The organism is Oryzomicrobium sp., from assembly GCF_036820405.1.
Taxonomy (GTDB): Bacteria; Pseudomonadota; Gammaproteobacteria; order Burkholderiales; family Rhodocyclaceae; genus Oryzomicrobium.
Window position 1 is genome coordinate 1 of sequence record NZ_DAISLS010000015.1, and the last position, 19,119, is coordinate 19,119.

At 70.5% G+C, this 19,119-nt stretch carries 16 protein-coding genes; 6 read left to right on the forward strand and 10 right to left on the reverse strand.

Annotated elements, in window-relative coordinates:
• Positions 1-466: 466 nt before the first annotated feature.
• Positions 467-691, forward strand: a complete 225-nt coding sequence (locus tag V7Z98_RS14995; RefSeq protein ID WP_334158864.1) for a DUF3079 domain-containing protein — start codon at positions 467-469, stop codon at positions 689-691.
• 35 nt (positions 692-726) lie between these two features.
• Here V7Z98_RS14995 and V7Z98_RS15000 read toward each other — a convergent pair whose 3' ends face one another.
• The gene (locus V7Z98_RS15000; protein ID WP_334158866.1) at positions 727-1,992 is read right to left on the reverse strand and encodes an Hsp70 family protein; all 1,266 of its coding nucleotides are present in this window, start codon (positions 1,990-1,992) and stop codon (positions 727-729) included.
• Between the two features lie 114 nt (positions 1,993-2,106).
• A complete protein-coding gene (gene pdxR / locus V7Z98_RS15005; RefSeq protein WP_334158868.1) occupies positions 2,107-3,594 on the reverse strand; it encodes a MocR-like pyridoxine biosynthesis transcription factor PdxR in 1,488 nt (495 codons plus the stop codon).
• 106 nt (positions 3,595-3,700) lie between these two features.
• Between pdxR and V7Z98_RS15010 the strand changes: the two genes are divergently transcribed.
• The 4 genes from V7Z98_RS15010 (at position 3,701) to V7Z98_RS15025 (ending at position 8,394) form a co-directional block, all read left to right on the forward strand.
• Positions 3,701-4,972, forward strand: coding sequence for a benzoate/H(+) symporter BenE family transporter (locus V7Z98_RS15010; protein WP_293265054.1), 1,272 nt, complete (start codon positions 3,701-3,703; stop codon positions 4,970-4,972).
• A complete protein-coding gene (locus V7Z98_RS15015) occupies positions 4,969-5,820 on the forward strand; it encodes a YggS family pyridoxal phosphate-dependent enzyme (protein ID WP_334158871.1) in 852 nt (283 codons plus the stop codon). The genes V7Z98_RS15010 and V7Z98_RS15015 overlap by 4 nt, the downstream gene beginning before the upstream one ends.
• A gap of 87 nt (positions 5,821-5,907) precedes the next feature.
• Complete coding sequence (gene glyA, locus V7Z98_RS15020) at positions 5,908-7,182, forward strand: serine hydroxymethyltransferase (protein WP_334158873.1); 1,275 nt, start codon at positions 5,908-5,910, stop codon at positions 7,180-7,182.
• Positions 7,183-7,431: 249 nt separating this feature from the next.
• Positions 7,432-8,394, forward strand: a complete 963-nt coding sequence (locus tag V7Z98_RS15025; RefSeq protein ID WP_334158875.1) for an alpha/beta hydrolase — start codon at positions 7,432-7,434, stop codon at positions 8,392-8,394.
• Here the strand turns inward: V7Z98_RS15025 and V7Z98_RS15030 are convergent.
• On the reverse strand, positions 8,375-8,899 hold the full coding sequence (locus V7Z98_RS15030) for an LEA type 2 family protein (protein WP_334158877.1): 525 nt from the start codon (positions 8,897-8,899) through the stop codon (positions 8,375-8,377). The two genes, V7Z98_RS15025 and V7Z98_RS15030, sit on opposite strands and share 20 nt — an antisense overlap.
• A 168-nt stretch (positions 8,900-9,067) precedes the next feature.
• Between V7Z98_RS15030 and recQ the strand changes: the two genes are divergently transcribed.
• Positions 9,068-10,954, forward strand: coding sequence for a DNA helicase RecQ (gene recQ / locus V7Z98_RS15035; RefSeq protein ID WP_442951852.1), 1,887 nt, complete (start codon positions 9,068-9,070; stop codon positions 10,952-10,954).
• A 482-nt stretch (positions 10,955-11,436) separates the two neighbouring features.
• Here recQ and V7Z98_RS15040 read toward each other — a convergent pair whose 3' ends face one another.
• From V7Z98_RS15040 to V7Z98_RS15070, 7 genes are all read right to left on the reverse strand, one after another.
• Positions 11,437-12,267 (reverse strand): fumarylacetoacetate hydrolase family protein, encoded by an 831-nt coding sequence (locus tag V7Z98_RS15040; protein ID WP_334158879.1) that lies wholly within the window; start codon positions 12,265-12,267, stop codon positions 11,437-11,439.
• 51 nt (positions 12,268-12,318) lie between these two features.
• Positions 12,319-12,900 carry a YkgJ family cysteine cluster protein gene (locus V7Z98_RS15045; protein ID WP_334158882.1) on the reverse strand — a complete coding sequence of 194 codons (582 nt, stop codon included), beginning with the start codon at positions 12,898-12,900 and terminating at the stop codon, positions 12,319-12,321.
• A gap of 172 nt (positions 12,901-13,072) precedes the next feature.
• A complete protein-coding gene (locus V7Z98_RS15050) occupies positions 13,073-14,689 on the reverse strand; it encodes a DEAD/DEAH box helicase (protein ID WP_334158883.1) in 1,617 nt (538 codons plus the stop codon).
• A 357-nt stretch (positions 14,690-15,046) separates the two neighbouring features.
• Positions 15,047-16,219, reverse strand: coding sequence for an O-succinylhomoserine sulfhydrylase (locus V7Z98_RS15055; protein WP_334158885.1), 1,173 nt, complete (start codon positions 16,217-16,219; stop codon positions 15,047-15,049).
• A 1-nt stretch (position 16,220) separates the two neighbouring features.
• Positions 16,221-17,762, reverse strand: a complete 1,542-nt coding sequence (gene purF, locus V7Z98_RS15060; protein WP_334158887.1) for an amidophosphoribosyltransferase — start codon at positions 17,760-17,762, stop codon at positions 16,221-16,223.
• Between the two features lie 8 nt (positions 17,763-17,770).
• Complete coding sequence (locus tag V7Z98_RS15065) at positions 17,771-18,265, reverse strand: CvpA family protein (protein ID WP_334158888.1); 495 nt, start codon at positions 18,263-18,265, stop codon at positions 17,771-17,773.
• A 44-nt stretch (positions 18,266-18,309) separates the two neighbouring features.
• Positions 18,310-19,104 carry an SPOR domain-containing protein gene (locus V7Z98_RS15070; protein WP_334158891.1) on the reverse strand — a complete coding sequence of 265 codons (795 nt, stop codon included), beginning with the start codon at positions 19,102-19,104 and terminating at the stop codon, positions 18,310-18,312.
• Positions 19,105-19,119: the final 15 nt, after the last annotated feature.

Sequence of the window (19,119 nt, forward strand, 5' to 3'; positions counted from 1 at the left end):
GCCGGCACGGCCCCCTCCCCCCTTCGCCCCCGCCGAGCAGCGCAGCCGGCCCGGGGGGATGTCGGCGAGGACTGTTTGAGGCCGCAGGCCGAGTTCCGCAGCCGCCCCGGGACGGCGAGCAGCGCAGGGCACCGCCGGGCCAGTCTCATCGGCCCGGCGGCGGGGGCGCAGGGGTCGCTTTTTCTTTGGTGACTTTCTTTTGGCGACGCAAAAGAAAGTCACTCGCCGTCAGGGCGAAATACAGCCCCAACCCCAGCGCTCACGCCCGGCGAGGCCACCGACGCTCAAAGCAACACCTCTCACCAAGCGTCGCCACGCACCGAACCGCCAGGCTTCGCCTGACGGCGCGATTTCTTGACCCGCATCAAATGCCCCGCAACATAGTTGAGTAATCTACTCAACTATCCCTTCGCCCGAACAGTGCCGCCACCCGCGGCCCACCGGGCTGGCCCCGTCGGAGATCCCCATGGCCAAGAAATTTCCCCTCCACCCCAAGCACCCGGAGCGCATCTGCTGGGGTTGCGACAAGTACTGCCCGGCCGAGTCGATGCAATGCGGCAACGGTTCGGGGCGCACCCTGCACCCGGCGGAAATGCTCGGCGACGACTGGTACCTGTACGGCGACTGGGGCATCGACGGTAGCGAAGAGACGATCGTCCCCTCGGCCCTCCCCGCCAAGACTGCCTCCTGAGGCAGGCGTAGCGCCCGCCCCCAGCAAATCCGTCTTCAGCCGTAGCGCCGCGCCGCCTCCACGGCCAGGCCGGCGCCGATGCTGCCGAACAGGTCGCCTTCCACCGCCCGGGCGCCGGGCAAGAGGTTGGCGATGGCCCGGCGCAGGCGCGGGATGCCGCTGGAGCCGCCGGTGAAGAACACGGTATCGATGTCCCCCGCCGCTACCCCGGCGTCGCGCAGCAAGGCCGCCACCGTGGCCGCCACCCGCTCCACCAGGGGCGTGCCGGCCGCATCGAACTCGTCGCGCCGCACCGGCTGGACCAGGCCGGACTCCAGCCGGTCGAGGCTCAGATCGGCCACTTCCGCCCCCGACAGGGCGATCTTCACCCCTTCCACCTCGTTGGCCAGCCAGTGACCGGCCCGCTCATCGAGCAGGGCCAGCAGGCGGGCCGATTTTTCCTCGTCCCGGGCGTCCAGGGCCAGACGCTGCTGCTCGGCCAGGCTCTGGCGGGTGTAGGCGAAATTGATGGTGTGCCAGGTGGCCAGGTTGAAGAAGACGCTCGACGGCATCTCCCGGCCGGTCTTGAGCTGGCTGCGGTAGCCGAGCAGGGGCATGGCGCAGGCCAGGCTCAGGCTGCGGTCGAAGTCGGTGCCGCCGATGTGCACGCCGCCGTTGGCCAGCAGGTCGCCGCGCCGGTCCGCCGCCCGGGCCCGCTCCGGGGAAAGGCGGATCAGGGAAAAGTCCGAGGTGCCGCCGCCGATGTCGGCCACCAGCACCAGCTCTTCCCGGTCGATGCCGGTTTCGTAGTGGTAGGCGGCGGCGATGGGCTCGAACTGGAAGCTCACGTCGGCGAAGCCCACCTCCCGGGCGATGGCCGCCAGGGTGTCCTCGGCGGCCTGGTCGGCGGCCGCGTCGTCATCGACGAAATACACCGGCCGGCCCAGCACCACCTGGTCGAAGGAGCGCCCCGCCTTGTCGTCGGCGCGGCGCTTGATCTCGCCGATGAACTGGGCGAGCAGGTCGCGGAAGGCCAGGGCCCGGCCCTGGACCTCGGTGCGGCCGTCGATCAGGCTGCTGCCGAGCAGGCTCTTGAGGGAGCGCATCAGGCGCCCTTCCGACCCGGCCAGGTAGTCCGCCAGCCCGGCCCGGCCAAAGCGGGTGACCGCCTCTTCCGCATTGAAGAACACCACGGAAGGCAGGGTGGCCTTGCCGTCCTCCAGGGGCAGGAGGGTAGGCAGGCCGGGGCGCAGGCAGCCGGCGGTGGAGTTGGAGGTGCCGAAATCGATGCCGCAAGCGCGGGCGGCGGAAACAGGAGTCATGGACAGGCCAGGGTGCTGCGAGGGGCGGGGATGCTAAGCGAGCTTGGGCGCCCTGTCCATCCCTGCGACGGGCCGACGAGCGCCTGAAGACGCATCGCCGGCCCGCCGCTGCGTTCAGCGCCGCAGCGCGCGGAACACCCCCGCCAGGGTTTTGACCGCCGCTTCCAGCTCGTCCGGGGCATACGCCGCGAATCCCAGCAGGAAGCCAGCCTGCCGGGGTTCCGCCGCATGGAGGCCGGTCAGCCCCATCAGTTCGATCCCGGCCCGCCGCGCGGCAGCGATGGCGTCCTGCTCGGCGATGGCGCAGGTCAGCAGGCAGGGCAGCTGCAAGCCGCCGATGGGCACCCGGGGTTCGACGAATCCGGCCAGGTGGGTGCGCACCAGGCGGACCAGGGTGTCCAGCCGCTCGGCGTAGACGCCGCGCATGGCGCGCACGTGGGCGCCGAAATGGCCGCCTTCGATGAAGCGGGCCAGGGTCAGCTGGGCGATGGAGGCGCTGTGGCCGTCGAGCAGGGTGCGCGCCACGGTCATCGGCTCCACCAGGGCGCTCGGCAGGACCATGTAGCCGATGCGCAGCCCGGGGAACAGGGACTTGGTGAAGGTGCCGATGTAGATCGTCCGCTCGTGGGGGTCCAGCCCCTGCACGCAGGCCGTGGGCCGGCCGGCGTAGTGGAATTCGCTGTCGTAGTCGTCCTCGATGAGCCAGGCCGGCTGCCGCGCCGCCCATTCGATCAACGCCAGGCGCCGATCCAGGGCCAGGGTGGCGCCGGTGGGGAACTGGTGCGAGGGGGTCAGGCAGACCGCCTTGGCCGGACGGGGATCGGCGCGCAGGCGCTCCACCAGGAGGCCCTGGGCATCGAGCGGAATGGGCACGCACTCCAGGCCGGCGGCCTCGAAGGCCCGCCGTGCCCCGTGATAGCCCGGGTCCTCGATGAAGATGCGCTCGCCGGCGTCGAGCAGCACGTTGGCGCACAGCGCCATGGCCTGCTGGGAGCTGGTCAGCACCAGCACCCGGTCGGCGCTGGCGTGGGCGCCCCGCTCCAGATTGACGTAGTCGGCGATGGCCCGCCGCAGCGGCGCCATGCCCTGGGGGTCGCCGTGCCGCAGCGCCTGGCTGCCGTATTCCTTCAATACCTGGCGCTCCAGGCGCTCCCAGATCGGCACGGGAAAGCCCCGGGTTTCCGGCACCCCGGGCACGAACGGGCGCAGCACCGAAAAATCGCGCACACCGCCGCCCTTGAACATTACGGCGCCGCGCTGGCTGAGGGTGGCCGCCTGGGTGCGCGGCGGCCCCAGGCGCCGCGCCTGGCCGCGGCCGGAGGGGCGCTGGGTCATCTCAGAAACGAAGCTGCCGCTGCCCACCCGCCGCTCGATGAAGCCCTCGGCGTGCAACTGGCCGTAGGCCGCCTCCACCGTGTCGCGGGAAACCCCCAGGGACGCCGCCAGGGCGCGGGAGGCCGGCAGCGGCTTGCCCACGCCGAGGGCGCCGTCGAGGATCAGCTGGCGGATGGCGCGCTGGATGCGGGCGTGCAGCGGCAAGGCCGCCTGGGCGGGGTCGGCCAGCCAGGCTTTGACCGATTCGAGTTGGGAATGCTTGAACAATTGGCAGGTACACCTTGAAAAAAGTGGCGGGGAACATCAGGCCATTTACGCCGTATAAATCGGCTTCAAGCCCAGGTCAAGCACCGGGCCTTCAAGGAGCCTACCCATGCCGTCCCCCCACCCGCCCCCGTCCTTGCGCCTCAGCGATCTCACCCACCCGGTCGTGGCCGGCCTGATTTCGGTCATCGTCAATTACGGCGGCACCTTCATCCTGGTCTTCCAGGCCGCCAAGGTGGCCGGCCTGAGCCCGGAACTGACCGCCTCGTGGGTGTGGTCGGTATCGATCGGCGTGGGGATCACGGGCCTCTTCCTCAGTTGGGTCGCCCGGGAGCCGATCATCACCGCCTGGTCCACGCCGGCCGCCGCCTTCCTGGTCACGGCCCTGGCGACGACGCCCTACGCCGAGGCGGTGGGCGCCTACCTGATCTCGGCCGCCGCCTTCGTCCTGCTCGGCCTGTCGGGCTATTTCGAAAAGGTCATCCGGCTGATCCCGCCGGGCATCGCCGCCGGCCTGCTGGCGGGCATCCTGCTGCAATTCGGCATCGGCGCCTTCGGCGGCATGAGCGTGGACCCGCTGCTCGCTGGCCTGCTGATCGTCGCCTACGTCGCCCTCAAGCGCTTCACCGCCCGCTACGCCGTGGTGGGCATCCTCACCCTGGGGCTGGCCTTCCTGCTGCTCCAGGGGCGCGTGGACCTGTCGGGGCTGGAACTGCGCCTCGCCGCGCCGGTATTCACCGTCCCGGCCTTCTCCCTCAACGCCCTGCTCAGCGTCGCCCTGCCCCTGTTCCTGATCACCCTGACCGGGCAATACATGCCGGGCATGCTGGTGCTGCGCAACGACGGCTTCAAGACCAGCGCCAACCCGATCGTCACCGTCACCGGCCTGGGCTCCCTGCTCATGGCCCCCTTCGGCTCCCACGCCTTCAACATCGCCGCGATCACGGCGGCCATCTGCACCGGCAAGGAGGCCCACGAAGACCCATCCAAGCGCTGGATCGCCGGCATCGCCGCGGGCACCTTCTACATCCTGGTCGGAGTCTTCGGCGTCACCCTGGCCGCGGTGTTCATGGCCTTTCCCGCCACCTTCATCACCACCCTGGCCGGGCTCGCCCTGCTCGGCACCATCGGCGGCAGCCTGGCCAACGCCATGGCCGACGCCAAGTCCCGGGAAGCCGCCCTGATCACCTTCCTGGCCGCCGCCGCCAACATCAAGCTGCTCGGCATCGGCGGCGCCTTCTGGGGGCTGCTGATCGGCCTGGTCGCCTACGCGGCGCTCAACGGCAGCCTGCCGCGCCGCCAACCGCGCCACGAAGCGGCATCCCCGCTCCAGCCCGCCCTCGTCCCCGAACCGGCCGCCAGCGGCGGGAGCGCCAAGTGACGCCCAGCCCGCAGCCTGCGCCGCCCGGAACGTCGGCAACGTCCGGAGCCCCCGCAACGTCCGGTACATCGACCTGGCACGAACGGCACGGCCACTATCCCCGGGCCGACAGCGTCGCCGACTTCCAGCGCAACCTGGCGGCGGTCCACGGGCGCATCGCCGCCGCCTGCCGGCGCGTCGGCCGGGCGCCGGAAGAGGTGCGCCTGCTGCCGGTGAGCAAGACCTTCGACGACGCCCACCTGCGCCTGGCCTACGCGGCGGGCTGCCGCCAGTTCGGCGAGAACAAGGTGCAGGAGGCCCAACGCAAGTGGGAGGCCCTGGCCGACCTGGCGGACCTGCGCTGGTCGGTCATCGGCCACCTGCAAACCAACAAGGCCCGACTGGTGGCGCGCTTCGCCAGCGAATTCCAGGCCCTGGACAGCCTGCGCCTGGCCGAGGCCCTGGATCGCCGCCTACAGGCCGAGGGGCGTGGGCTGGACGTGTTCGTCCAGATCAACACCTCCGGCGAGGCCAGCAAGTACGGCCTGGCGCCGGAGGAGGCCGCCGCCTTCCTGGGCGCCTTGCCCGCCTTTTCCGCCCTGCGCGTGCGCGGCCTGATGACCCTGGCCCTGTTCTCCGCCGAGGCGACCCGGGTGCGCGCCTGCTTCGCCCTGCTGCGTCAGCTACGCGACCGGCTGCGCCAGGACGCCCCCGCCGGCATCGGCCTGGACGAACTATCCATGGGCATGTCCGGCGACTTCGAGATCGCCGTCGAGGAAGGCGCCACCGTGGTGCGCGTCGGCCAGGCCATCTTCGGCGCCCGCGCCCTGCCGGACAGCCACTACTGGCCCGCCGACGGCGCCCCGTGAGCGGATGCCGCCCCTCCATCCCCCCTCGCCGCGCCGGTCTCGGCGCGGGAGCCCTCCGACCATCCCGACCCTTCAGGGAGCATCACCATGCACGACCACTCCGCCATCGTGGCTGAACTCAAGGACTTCGACGCCGAACTGGCCGAGGCCATGGCCGGCGAAGCCCGCCGCCAGGAAGACCACGCCGAACTGATCGCCTCCGAGAACTACGCCAGCCCATTGGTGATGGCCGTGCAGGACTCGGTGTTCACCAACAAGTACGCCGAGGGCTACCCGGGCAAGCGCTACTACAGCGGCTGCGCCCACGTGGACGTGGCCGAGCGCCTGGCCATCGAACGGGCCAAGGCCCTGTTCGGCTGCGACTACGCCAACGTCCAGCCCCACGCCGGGGCCCAGGCCAACGCCGCGGTGTTCCTCGCCCTGGTCAATCCGGGCGACACGGTGATGGGCATGAATCTGGCCCAGGGCGGGCACCTGACCCACGGCAACCCCTCCAATTTTTCCGGCCGCCACTACCGCATCGTCCCCTACGGTCTCGACCCGGCCACCGGGCTGATCGACTACGACGAAATGGAGCGCATCGCCCTGGAGACCCGGCCCAAGCTGCTGATCGGCGGGTTTTCCGCCTATTCCCGGCACAAGGACTGGGCGCGCATGCGCGCCATCGCCGACAAGGCGGGGGCCCTCTTCTGGGTGGACATGGCCCACGTGGCCGGGCTGGTGGCGGCCGGCGAGTACCCCAATCCCTTGCCCCACGCCCACGTGGTCACCAGCACCACCCACAAGACCCTGCGCGGCCCCCGGGGCGGCCTCATCCTGTCCCAGGGCCAGGGCGAGGCGTTCAACAAGAAGCTCGATTCGGCGGTGTTCCCCGGCATCCAGGGCGGACCGCTGATGCACGTCATCGCCGCCAAGGCGGTGGCCTTCAAGGAAGCCCTGGCCCCCGAATTCACCGCCTACCAGCGCCAGGTGGTGACCAACGCCCGGGCCATGGCCGCCGTGCTGCAACGGCGCGGCTATGCGATCGTTTCCGGCGGCACCGACAACCACCTGATGCTGATCGACCTGTCGGCCAAGCCCTACACCGGCAAGGACGCGGACGCGGCCCTGAGCGAGGCCTGGATCACCGCCAACAAGAACTCGGTACCCAACGACCCGCGCTCGCCCTTCGTCACCTCCGGGCTGCGCATCGGCACTCCGGCCGTCACCACCCGGGGCTTCGGCGTGGCGGAATGCGAGCAGTTGGCGGGCTGGCTGTGCGACGTGCTCGACGCCCTGGAATCCGGCACCAGCGCCCAGGTGGCGCCCCGGGTGCGGGAACAGGTGGTGGCCCTGTGCCGACGCCATCCGGTGTATCGCTGACGCGGCGCATTTCCTGGGCGCGGGCACGGGGCGGCGTTCTCCCCAGAATCCGTGGACAGCGCTGTGGATAAGGTGAAAAACCGCCTGAACATTCAAGGCTATGACGGCGCGCTGAAAAAACAGGCAGGGGAGCGAAAATTCCGGAGGCGTGCCCGCCGGCACGAGGCCCCCCCCGGCAGCGGCCGTCAGGCGGGGCGGCAGCGGCGCCTCGTATCATGGGGCCTCGCCCCCTGCCTCAGGCCCACCGCCATGCCGCCCCTGCCCCGCGCCATTCCGTCTTCATCCCCCGCACCCGGCACTCGTGCCGCCTCGCCGAAGGCTTTCCCCGGGCGCATCGCGGCGCTCGCCGGCCGGCCCCTGGCACGATGCCGCCGGCTGGCCGCCGGGCTCATGCTGGCGGCGCTGGGGGCAGGCCTGGCCCCTCCCCTGCTCGCCGACGAAGCCGCCAGCCGGGTGGTGACCATTCCGACCCGGCCCGGGGTCGGCGAAAAGATCCTCTACCGCACCGTGCCCGGCGCCAAGGCCACCCTGGTGCTGCTCGCCGGGGGCCACGGCGGGCTGCAACTGGCCGACGACGGCGCCATGAAGTGGGGCAGTGGCAATTTCCTGGTGCGCAGCCGGGAGCGCTTCGCCGCCCGGGGCTTCAACGTGGCGGTGCTCGACGCGCCGTCCGACCGGCAGTCCTGGCCCTTTCTGGAGGGCTTCCGCCAGACGCCGGAGCACGCCGCCGACGTGGCCGCCCTGATCGCCTGGCTACGCCGGGACAACGGCCTGCCGGTGTGGCTGGTGGGCACCAGCCGGGGCACCCAGTCGGCGGCCTACGCCGCCACCCGCCTGGCACCGGCCCAGGGGCCCGACGGCCTGGTGCTAACCTCCACCATCCTCACCGACACGCGCAACTGGCCGGTGCCGTCCATGGCCCTGGACACGCTGGCCATCCCGGTGCTGGTGGTGCACCACCGCTACGACGGTTGCAAGCTGTGCAACCCGGCCGAGCTGCCGCGCCTGATGGAACGGCTCGGCCACCCCGGCGGCGCGCCCCGGGAACTGGTGCTGATGGAGAGCGGCACGAGCCAGGGCGACCCCTGCGAGGCCCGGGCCTACCACGGCTTCAACGGCATCGAGGACGAGACGGTGGCGGCCATCGCCGCCTGGATCGACGCCAACGGCGCCCCCCGCACGAAGGCCGAGGTCAGCGCTTCGCCCCGTTGAGCAGGGCCGCCACCGGCACCTCGCCGTCCCGGGTGAAGGGAATCTTGCCCAGCCCGCCGGCGCTCACCGTACCCTTCAGCCGGTAGGGCAGGGTTTCCGGCAGGCGGCCGTCGCCGTCGCGGCGCAGCTTGCGGAACTGCTTGAGCCAACCGTTCAGGTCGCTGGTGGCGAACACGGTGACCACCGCCTCGCCCTGGCGCGGCACGCTCACGGCCTCGGCGGACTGGCCCCGGGCCAGGGGCTCCCCGTTCAGGTCCAGGGTGAATTCCAGCCCGTCCACCGGCAGATCCCGATCGTTGGGGTTGCGCACCCGCAGCAGCAGCCGGAAGCGCTGCTCGAACAGCCGCACCTCGTCCACTTGCAGGGACGACAGGCTCACCTCCAGCCGGTTGGGGTAGCCGCTAAGGGCCGAGCAGCCGGCCAGCAGGGCGGCACAGAGCGCCAACAGGGCGAAAACGGCGGCGGGAACGAGGCGGACTGGGCGGATGAGGCGGAAATGGCGCATGGAAGAACGGAAGCGGAGCGCCCGCCGGGGAAAGGCGGGTCGGGACGGGTAGAATAGCGCATCCGGGGATCGGCCTCGTCCGCCCCGGCCGCGCCATCCGCCCCATTCCGGCCATCCGGCCCGCCACCACCTTCGCCGCTGCGCCCCAGGTTCCAGCCGATTCCCGACGTGTCTTCCGCCGCCCTCGCCACCACCTCCACGCCGCCCCGCCCCACCGACGCTCCCCTGGCCGACCAGGCCCTGCACGTGCTCCAGCACGTCTTCGGCTACCCGGCCTTCCGCGGCCGCCAGGCCGACATCGTCAGCCACGTGGCCGGCGGCGGCGACGCCCTGGTGCTGATGCCCACCGGCGGCGGCAAGTCCCTGTGCTACCAGATTCCGGCCCTGCTGCGCCACGGCGTCGGCATCGTCATCTCGCCGCTCATCGCCCTGATGCAGGACCAGGTGGAAGCCCTCACCCAGGTGGGGGTGAAGGCCGCCTACCTGAACTCGACCCTGGATTTTTCCACGGTGCAGCAGATCGAGCGGCAGCTGTTCACCGGCGAGCTGGACATGCTCTACATCGCCCCGGAACGGCTGATGACCGACCGCTCCTGGAGCCTGCTCGACCGGCTGGAGGAAAGCGGCAAGCTGGCCCTGTTCGCCATCGATGAGGCCCACTGCGTCAGCCAGTGGGGCCACGACTTCCGCCCCGAATACCTGCAACTCTCGGCCCTGCACGAACGCTATCCGGCGGTGCCGCGCATCGCCCTCACCGCCACCGCCGACCACGCCACCCGGGACGAAATGATCGCCCGCCTGGGCCTTGGCGAGGCCCGGGTGTTCGTCTCCAGCTTCGACCGGCCCAACATCCGCTACACGGTGGTGGAAAAGGACACGCCCAAGCGCCAGCTGCTCGCCTTTCTCAGCGGGCGGCGCAAGGAATTCGGCGTCGAGGCCGGCATCATCTACTGCCTGTCGCGCAAGAAGGTCGAGGAAACCGCCGAATGGCTCTCCGGCGAAGGCTTCGCCGCCCTGCCCTACCACGCCGGCCTGGGGGCCGAGGTGCGCGCCGCCAACCAGCGCCGCTTCCTGCGCGAGGACGGGCTGATCATGGTCGCCACCATCGCCTTCGGCATGGGCATCGACAAGCCCGACGTGCGCTTCGTCGCCCACCTTGATCTGCCCAAGAGCCTGGAAGCCTACTACCAGGAAACCGGCCGGGCCGGCCGGGACGGGGAAGCCGCCGAAGCCTGGATGACCTACGGTTTGCAGGACGTGGTGCTGCAACGCTCGCGCATCGACGATTCCACCGCCCCCGAGGACCAGAAGCGCCTGGAGGCCCAGAAGCTCAACGCCCTGCTCGCCTACTGCGAGACGCCGCGCTGCCGCCGGGTGGTGCTGCTCGACTACTTCGGCGAGGCGAGCCAGCCCTGCGGCAACTGCGACGTGTGCCTGGACCCGCCCACCCTGTGGGACGGCACCGACGCGGCGCGCAAGCTGCTCTCGGCCGCCTACCGCACCGGCCAGCGCTTCGGCGCCACCCACCTGATCGACGTGGTGCGCGGCAAGGCCAACCCCAAGGTCAAGGAATACGGCCACGACCAGCTGCCCACCTTCGGCGTCGGCAAGGATATGGACGAGGCGGTGTGGAAGTCGGTGGCCCGCCAGCTGGTGGCCGGCGGCTACCTGCGCGCCGAGCTGGCCGAGCACGGCGCCCTGAAGCTCACCGAGGCCGCCCGGCCGGTGCTGAAGGGCGAGCAGACGGTGGAGATGCGCCGCGCCACGGTGCGCGCCAAGTCCAGTTCAAGCAGCAGCGGCTCGCGCCTCAAGGCCAGCCAGGACCTGTCGCCGGAAGCCGCGCCCCTGTTCGAGCAGCTGCGCCAGTGGCGCTTCGAGGCGGCCAAGGAACAGGGCGTGCCGGCCTACGTCATCTTCCACGACAAGACCCTGCGCGAAATCGCCGAAATGCGCCCCGCCTCCCGGGGCCACCTGGCCCAGGTGCCCGGCGTCGGCGCGGCCAAGATCGACCGCTACGGCGACCAGATCCTGTCGGTGATCCGGCGGGCGGAGTAAGGCGGAGTGTAAGGCGGAATAAAGGCGGGGTAAGAGCGGAAGCCGTGGGCGTGGCCGGTGTTGCGGCCGACGCCGGCGATGGCGCCGCTGCGGCCCCTCCACCCCGCTCCCGCTTTATTCCCTCTTTTCCCCATTCCCCCGGCCCGGCCGATGCCGGATTGCCGGGTGGGATCGCCGGATTGCCGGCGCCTCACACGCAAGGCGCGGCGCCGCTCCAGTGCCAGCGATTCAAGCCATGCAGGCGATGTAACGCCGCAAGCAGAGCCGGGCAGCGCCGCCATCCCATTCCCCGAAAGCTGGGCGCTCCAATACATTAATTTTTTTCAAGTATCTCGGCAGGCGTGTTGCCAAACTCTACTACTGGCGCGGACCTTCGCTTTTCCGCCCGCAGAACGTATTAATTTTTTTCATATATCGCCCCGGTAAGGCGGTTCAATCCCGTCTACCGGACGGCGGACATGGGCGGTAGGCGCGGCGGCAGTTCAGACCCGCACACTCGCCGCGCCCAGGCCGGCGAAGCGCACCGTCAGGGTCTGCCCCGGACGGGCGAAATGAACGCCCAGCCAGGCGCCGGTGGTGACCACCGTACCGGCCATCAGGGTGCCGCCGCCGGCGGTGGCGTGGCGCAGCCAGTGGGGGATCACCCACAGGGGCGAGCCGCAGGGATGGCCGCCGGCACCTTGCGCCACCTCCTGCCCATCCACCTCTAGGCGACAGGCCTGTTGCGTCCAATCGTGGCCGACCCAAGGCCGGTAGGGCTGCCATTCCCCCAGCACCAGGCCGCCGTGGCAGAGCAGGTCGGCCAGCTTGAGGGCGTCCGGTGCCGCCAGCCCCTCGTCCCAGCGGGAATCCACCAGCTCGATGGACACGCACAGGGCGTCCAGCCAGTCGGCCAGGTCGTCCGCCGTGGCGATGGCGGCGGCCTCGGCGGGGCCCACCGGCCGGCCCAGACGCAAGGCCACCTCGGCCTCCACGCCGATCAGGTGGAAGCCCTGGCCGGTGGCGTCCGCCGGCGATGCCGGAGTGCCGGCCCACACCCCGGCCGGCGGCAGGGGGGCGTAGGAAGGCATGGCCTGGATGTCGCCGGCCCCGGCCTTCCAGTGGCCCGCCCGGTGACGCTCTTGCCACCAGCCCAACTGGCCGGCCACCGCGTCCTGGATCCGGTAGCCGGCGGCGCTATCGGGCCTCGGAGCCAACCCCGCCAGGGGCGCGGCGGAAACGGTGCGGCCGCTGCCGCGGGCCGCGCAGAGAGCGGCCACCAGGGGCGCCAATGGATCGGAGGCAGCGTCGGTGCGGTCGATGGAATCGGTCATGGGCGGCAGGGCGAAAAAGACGAAACAGCCGCAAACGGCGCGGCAAGCCAATCAAGCCGCCATGGGCGGCGTGTTGGGGTTGTTGGGGGTATTGGGCGGCTCCTCGTCTGGCGCATCGCTGGCGTCGGCACGGCGGCCCGGCCAGGGCAGGATCACGGCGCCGCCCATCTCGGCCTCGCCGTCATCGTCATTCGCGATGGCGGGCGGGAGCGGCACCACGTTGGCCCCATCCGCCGCCAGGCCGGTCTGGACCTCCGGCGGCAGGGGCACGCCGTACAGGCTGCGCAGGCGGATGCACTCCGGGTTCCAGGAACCGTCGTCGAGAAACACCGGGAACTCCCGGCAGGGGGACGGGCGCTGGGCATAAATGCCGCAACGGCCGTCGTCCTGAAAGGCCACGCAGCGGCCGTGGCCGGCCTCGGTGCCGCGCATGGCGACGCGGAACGGGGTGACCGGCACCGTCAGGGCGGCGGGCACGAGCCCCCCCGGGTAATCGTCGGTCTCGCCCTGATAGAAGGAGACCCGGTAGTGGCGGCAGCACACGCCGCAGCCATCGCAAGGGTTGTCGCTGGCGGACATGTCGTAGAAGACGCGCCCGTCCTCGGTCTGGATGACGATTTGCCTGGGAGCCATGGTGGTTTTGCGCTGGCGGCGGTTGATTAAAAAATAGGCAGCAAAAAGCATTGGACCAACAAAAGGGCGGGAAGACTCGCGTCTTCCCGCCCTTGTGGCTGTGTGCGGCGATTATAGCGCCGTATCGCCTCGTTTAGCGCTGCATAGCGCCGTTTGACCACCGCTCAGGGGATCAGCGCCCCCGGCTGCCGTTACGGTGGCCCGGACCGCCGCCGAGCAGGGCCGCACGGCCGGTGTTGCCGCCGCCGCGCCGTTCCGGATGCTGGTCGTGGCGGCGCTCGGGGTGGCGCTCACCCTGGGATTCCGCCGGGGCGGCGCTACGGCCCTGGCCGTCAGTGTTGCGGCCGTCGCGGCGCGGGGCGCCGGCGTTGCCGTTGGGGTTGTTCGGATTGCCGCCCTGGCCTCGCCCTTGGGAAGGCGCGCCGTTATTGGGCCCCGGGCCGCCCCCTTCGGAACGCCGCGCCCCGCCTTGCTCTTGGCGGCCATTGCCCGAAGAGCGTTGCGGGGCCTGGCCCCGCGGGGCGCCCCGGCCACCGTTACCGCCATTGCCGCCGTTGTTGCCACGCCCGCCGGGCTGACCGCCTCGGCCCTGGCGCTGTGGGTTGGCGGGCGCGGTGGAAGGGCCTTCGGTGGGCTCGAAGCCGGGCAGCACCAGCCGCTCCAGGTCGCGTTTGATCAGGCGTTCGATGTCGCGCAGGTAGGTGCGCTCGTCGGCGCAGACCAGGGAATAGGCCTCGCCCTCGGCACCGGCCCGGCCGGTGCGGCCGATGCGGTGCACATAGTCCTCGGGGACGTTGGGCAGCTCGTAGTTCACCACGTAGGGCAGCTGGTCGATGTCGATGCCCCGGGCAGCGATGTCGGTGGCCACCAGGGCCACCAGCTTGCCGGACTTGAATTCGGCCAGAGCCCGGGTACGGGCGCCCTGGGTCTTGTTGCCGTGGATGGCGGCGGACTTGATGCCTTCCTTGTCGAGGCGCCGGGCCAGGGCGTCGGCGCCGTGCTTGGTGCGGGTGAACACCAGCACCTGATGCCAGCCCCGGTTCTCGAACAGGTGCAGCAGGGCGTCCTTCTTGCGGTCCTTGTCCACCGGGATGACGGTCTGGGCCACGGCTTCAGCCGGGGTGTTGCGGCGCACCACCTCCACCGATTCCGGGTTGTGCAGGAAGCCCCGGGCCAGGTCCTTGATCTCGTCGGAGAAGGTGGCCGAGAACAGCAGATTCTGGCGGGTGCCGGCGGGAGGCAGCAGGGCCATGATCTTGCGGATGTCGCGGATGAAGCCCATGTCGAGCATGCGATCGGCTTCGTCGAGGACCAGGATTTCGACGCCGGACAAGTCCACGGTGCGCTGCTGCACGTGGTCGAGCAGGCGGCCCGGGCAGGCCACCAGGATGTCGATGCCGTTGCGCAGGGCCTGGATCTGGGGGTTCATGCCGACGCCGCCGAACATCGCCAGGGACTTGAGCGGCAGGTGGGCGCCGTAGGTGCGCACGCTCTCTTCCACCTGGGCAGCCAGCTCCCGGGTCGGGGTGAGGATCAGGGCGCGGGGGCGCTTGAGGCTCTTGGAGAGCGGGCTCTTCTCGGCGGCGCCGAGCTTCTGGCTCAGGAGGTGCAGGATCGGCAGGGTGAAGCCGGCGGTCTTGCCGGTGCCGGTCTGGGCGCAGGCCATCAGGTCGCGGCCGGCCAGCACCACGGGAATGGCCTGCTGCTGGATGGGGGTGGGCGTGGTGTAGCCCTGGGCCTCGATGGCGCGCAGGATCGGGGCCGCCAGGCCCAGGTCGGTAAACTGCATGGAATGTTGCTCCGGGAGCCGGCCACCGCGCTCATGGGAGCGGGTCAGTCTGGGCAGACTCGTCAGGGAGGGAAAGAGTGCCGGAAAGCGCGGCCGGATCGCATGGAATGGGCGAAAGCCCGGCCGGCGCATCGGGGACGGGCCGTCAGACTGTTGCGCGGCCCGGGAGTCTGGCACGAAAGCGCGTCGGCTTCGGCCAGGAGGGGGCGAGTGTAACACGGCGCCCCCCGCGCCGCCCGCCCACGGGGCTACCGCTGCCCCTGGCGCGGTCCCGCCTTGTCCCGTGCCGCAAACGGCGACGCCGCCCGGAGGCGGCGTCGTTCGTTGCGGCAGCAAGCCCCGGGACGTAAGGCCGGGTTACAGCCCCCGGGCTAGATCGGCCTTCAGGTCGTCCACCGCTTCCAGGCCCACGGCGATGCGCAGCAGGCCCTCGCTGACCCCGGCGGCGGCCCGGGCTTCCGGGCTGATGCGGCCGTGGGTGGTGGAGGCCGGGTGGGTCAGGGTGGTCTTGGTGTCGCCCAGGTTGGCGGTGATCGACAGCAGCTTGCAGGCGTCCACCACCTTCCAGGCTTCGGCGCGGCCGCCCTTGACCTCGAAGGAGACGATGGCCCCGCCGGTCTTCTGCTGGGCCATGGCCAGGGCGTGCTGGGGATGGGACGGCAGGCCGGGGTAGAACACCCGGGCCACGCTGGGGTGGGCTTCCAGCCAGGCGGCCAGCTCCAGGGCGGCGGCGGACTGGGCCATCATGCGGATCTTCAGGGTTTCCAGGCCCTTGAGCAGCACCCAGGCGTTGAACGGCGCCAGGGACGGGCCGGCGGTGCGCAGGAACTTCAGCACCTCGTCGGTCAGCGCCTTGCGGCCGCACACGGCGCCGCCCAGGACGCGGCCCTGACCGTCCAGGTACTTGGTGGCGGAATGGACCACCAGGTCGGCGCCCAGGTCCAGGGGACGTTGCAGCACCGGAGTGCAGAAGCAGTTGTCCACCGCCAGCAAGGCGCCGTGGTCATGGGCGATCTGCGCCAGGGCGCGGATGTCGGCCACCTCGGTGAGGGGGTTGGACGGGGTCTCGGCGAACAGCAGCTTGGTTTCCGGCCGCACCGCGGCAGCCCAGGCGGCAGCGTCGGTCTGGGGCACCAGGGTGGTCTGGATGCCGAAGCGCGGCAGGATGTTGGTGAGCAGCTGCACCGTGGCGCCGAACAGCCCCTGGGAGGCGACGATGTGGTCGCCGGCCTTGAGCAGGCCCATCACCAGGGAGAGGATCGCCGACATGCCCGAAGCGGTGGCGATGCAGCCCTCGGCCCCTTCCAGGGCGGCCAAGCGCTCCTGGAAGACGGTGACGGTGGGGTTGGAGAAGCGCGAGTAGACGTTGCCCTCCTCTTCCCCGGCAAAGCGCGCCGCCGCCTGGGCGGCGTTCTCGAAGACGAAGCTGGAGGTGAGGTAGAGGGCTTCGGCGTGCTCGTTGAACTGGCTGCGCTCCTGGCCGGCGCGCACCGCCAGGGTGTCCAGTTGCAGGTCGGGGGGCAGGCTCATGTCAAAGGTCCGAGGCGGTGGCGACCACGGTCAGCTCGACCTGCTGGGACTCGTTGGAGTCGTCCTCGCTGATCTTCTTGCTGTCGTGCTTGCCCCGGCTCTGCTCGACGCCGTCCAGGTAGGCCGCGTCGATGTCGCCGGTGACGTAGATACCGTCGAAACAGGAAGCATCGAAACGGGTGACGGCCGGGTTGCACTGGGTGACCGATTCCTTCATCGCCGCCAGATCCTGGTAGACCAGGGCGTCGGCGCCGATCACCTCGGCGATCTCGGCATCGGTGCGGCCGGTGGCGATCAGCTCGCCCCGGGTCGGCATGTCGATGCCGTAGACGTTGGGGAAGCGCACCGGGGGCGAGGCCGAGGCGAAGTACACCTTGAGGGCGCCGGCGGCCCGGGCCATCTCGACGATTTCCCGGGAGGTGGTGCCGCGCACGATGGAGTCGTCCACCAGCATCACCCGCTTGCCCTTGAATTCCTGGGTCACGGTGTTGAGCTTCTGCCGCACGCTCTTCTTGCGGGTGGCCTGGCCGGGCATGATGAAGGTGCGGCCGATGTAGCGGTTCTTCACAAACCCTTCCCGATAGGGGATGCCCAAGGCCTCGGCCAGTTGCATGGCCGAGGGGCGGGAGGAATCGGGAATGGGGATGACCACGTCGATCTGGGTCGGGTCGATGGTCTCACGCACCTTGGCGGCCAGCTTCTCGCCCATGTTGAGGCGGGTCTCGTACACCGAGATGCCGTCGAGCACCGAGTCCGGGCGGGCCAGGTAGACGTATTCGAAGATGCAGGGGGCCGGGGTCACCTGGGGGCCGCAGGCGGCACGGGACAGGTTGCGCTCCAGGTCGATGAAGATGGCTTCGCCCGGGGCCACGTCGCCGACGACTTCGAAGCCCTGGGTGTCCATGGCCACGGATTCGGAGGCCACCATCCATTCGGTGCCGGCCTCGGTCACATTGCGGCCGAGCACCAGGGGACGAATGCCGTAGGGGTCGCGGAAGGCCACCAGGCCGACGCCGGCGATCATCGCCACCACGGCGTAGGCCCCCTTGACGCGGCGATGGACGCCATCGACGGCCTTGAACACGGCGGCGGCGTCGAGGCGGATGCCCGGGGCGGCGGCGGCCAGTTCGTGGGCCAGCACGTTAAGCAGCACCTCGGAATCCGAGTTGGTGTTCACGTGGCGCCGGTCCTGGACGAACATCTGCTCTTTCAGGGTCGGGGCGTTGGTCAGGTTGCCGTTGTGCGCCAGCATGATGCCGAAGGGCGAGTTCACGTAGAACGGCTGGGCCTCGGCAAAATTCCAGGCGGAACCGGCGGTGGGGTAGCGGCAGTGGCCGATGCCCCAGTTGCCCGGCAGGGCGCGCATGTTGCGGGTGCGGAACACGTCCCGCACCAGGCCCGGCCCCTTGTGCATGTGGAAGGTGTTGCCCTCCGCCGTGGCGATGCCCGCCGCGTCCTGTCCGCGGTGCTGCAGCACCATCAGGCCGTCGTAGAGCAGTTGGTTAACCGGAGTGGTGGCGACTACGCCGATGATCCCGCACATAAAGCACCTTACTTGAAGCGAATTCGTTTCGAGACTTCGGACGGAAGCCACGGCCGCGAGGCCAGCACTGCCGTCTCGAAGGGAGCTGCAAACTGGGCGTTGGCCCACCAGTGCTGCTTCGGCAGGGCGGTCATGCCCCCCAGCAGCACCAGCACAAAGACGATCAGGGCGCCGCGCAGCAGGCCGAACAGCACCCCCAGGGCCCGATCGGTGAAGCCGAGGCCGAGGGCCTTCAACAAACCCTGGGCGGCCAACCGGGCCAGGGCCATCAAGGCGATCACGGCAAAGAACACCAGCACCCAGCCGGCCACGGTGCGCCAGAACGGATCGGCGACGACCTTGGTCAGGAAGGCGGCGCCGACCTCGTCGCCGAAGGCCCGGGCGGCGAAGAAGGCCAGCACCCAGGCCACCAGGGCGATCACCTCGCCGACCACGCCCCGCCAGGCCCCGAGCAGGACCGAGCAGAGCAGGATGGCAATGACGGCGTAGTCGAAATAGGTCACGAAAATGGACCGCCCCGGTCAGAGGAATCGGGGCGGCAGGAAAATCACGGTTTGGCAGCCACCACGCCCGACACGCCGACGCGCTTCATCTTGTCCAGGGCCTTGTCGGCGGCTTCCTTGCTGGCGAAGGGACCGGCCCGCACCCGGGTCTTGGTGCCCTGGGGCGATTCCAGGGCCTCGGTGTAGGTCTTTACCCCGACTTCGTCGAGCTTGGCACGCAGCTGCTTGACGTTGGCCGGATTGGCGTAGGCGCCGATCAGGATCACGTAGCCGTTGCCGGAAGCGGCCGGCTCCTTGGCGGCGGGCTTGGCGTCGAAGCGGCCGGCCAGGAGATCGGCGGCGCGTTTGCTGTCGGCGTCGCCCTTGGCTTTTTCGGCCGGTTTCTCGGTGGGCTTGTCGGCCTTGGCCGGGGCTTTTTCCGGCGCCTTTTCGGCAGGCTTGGCCACGGGCTTGTCGGCGGCTTTTTCCGCTGGCTTGGCTTCGACCGGTTTGGCGGCAGGACGTTCCGCCGGCGGCGTCACGGTCGCGACCGGGGGCGGCGCCACCGGCACAGGAGCAGCCACGGCGGGCGCCGGCTTGGCCGGCGGAGCAACGGGTTCGGGGGCCGCGGGGGCGGCCGGCACCGGCTCGGCCACCGATTCGGGCGCCTTGGCCGGGGCGGGCTTGGCCGGCAGGTCCCGTTCGGGGATGACGATCTGCACGTCGGTGGCCGGCGGCGGCGGGGCTTCGTCCATGACCATGGGCAGGATCACGGCGGCCAGGGAGGCGAACGCCACGGCACCTACGAGGCGGCGGCGGGCGCGCTTCTTGAGCAGGAGTTGCGCGTCGTTGTCGGTCATGCCGGTAGGCGGAGG

Coding starts and splice junctions, on each gene's coding strand:
- V7Z98_RS14995 (WP_334158864.1), top strand. CDS start 467: ATGGCCAAGAAATTTCCCCTCCACCCCAAGCACCCGGAGCGCATCTGC.
- V7Z98_RS15000 (WP_334158866.1), bottom strand. CDS start 1,992: ATGACTCCTGTTTCCGCCGCCCGCGCTTGCGGCATCGATTTCGGCACC.
- V7Z98_RS15010 (WP_293265054.1), top strand. CDS start 3,701: ATGCCGTCCCCCCACCCGCCCCCGTCCTTGCGCCTCAGCGATCTCACC.
- glyA (WP_334158873.1), top strand. CDS start 5,908: ATGCACGACCACTCCGCCATCGTGGCTGAACTCAAGGACTTCGACGCC.
- V7Z98_RS15025 (WP_334158875.1), top strand. CDS start 7,432: ATGCCGCCCCTGCCCCGCGCCATTCCGTCTTCATCCCCCGCACCCGGC.
- V7Z98_RS15030 (WP_334158877.1), bottom strand. CDS start 8,899: ATGCGCCATTTCCGCCTCATCCGCCCAGTCCGCCTCGTTCCCGCCGCC.
- V7Z98_RS15040 (WP_334158879.1), bottom strand. CDS start 12,267: ATGACCGATTCCATCGACCGCACCGACGCTGCCTCCGATCCATTGGCG.
- V7Z98_RS15045 (WP_334158882.1), bottom strand. CDS start 12,900: ATGGCTCCCAGGCAAATCGTCATCCAGACCGAGGACGGGCGCGTCTTC.
- V7Z98_RS15050 (WP_334158883.1), bottom strand. CDS start 14,689: ATGCAGTTTACCGACCTGGGCCTGGCGGCCCCGATCCTGCGCGCCATC.
- V7Z98_RS15055 (WP_334158885.1), bottom strand. CDS start 16,219: ATGAGCCTGCCCCCCGACCTGCAACTGGACACCCTGGCGGTGCGCGCC.
- purF (WP_334158887.1), bottom strand. CDS start 17,762: ATGTGCGGGATCATCGGCGTAGTCGCCACCACTCCGGTTAACCAACTG.
- V7Z98_RS15070 (WP_334158891.1), bottom strand. CDS start 19,104: ATGACCGACAACGACGCGCAACTCCTGCTCAAGAAGCGCGCCCGCCGC.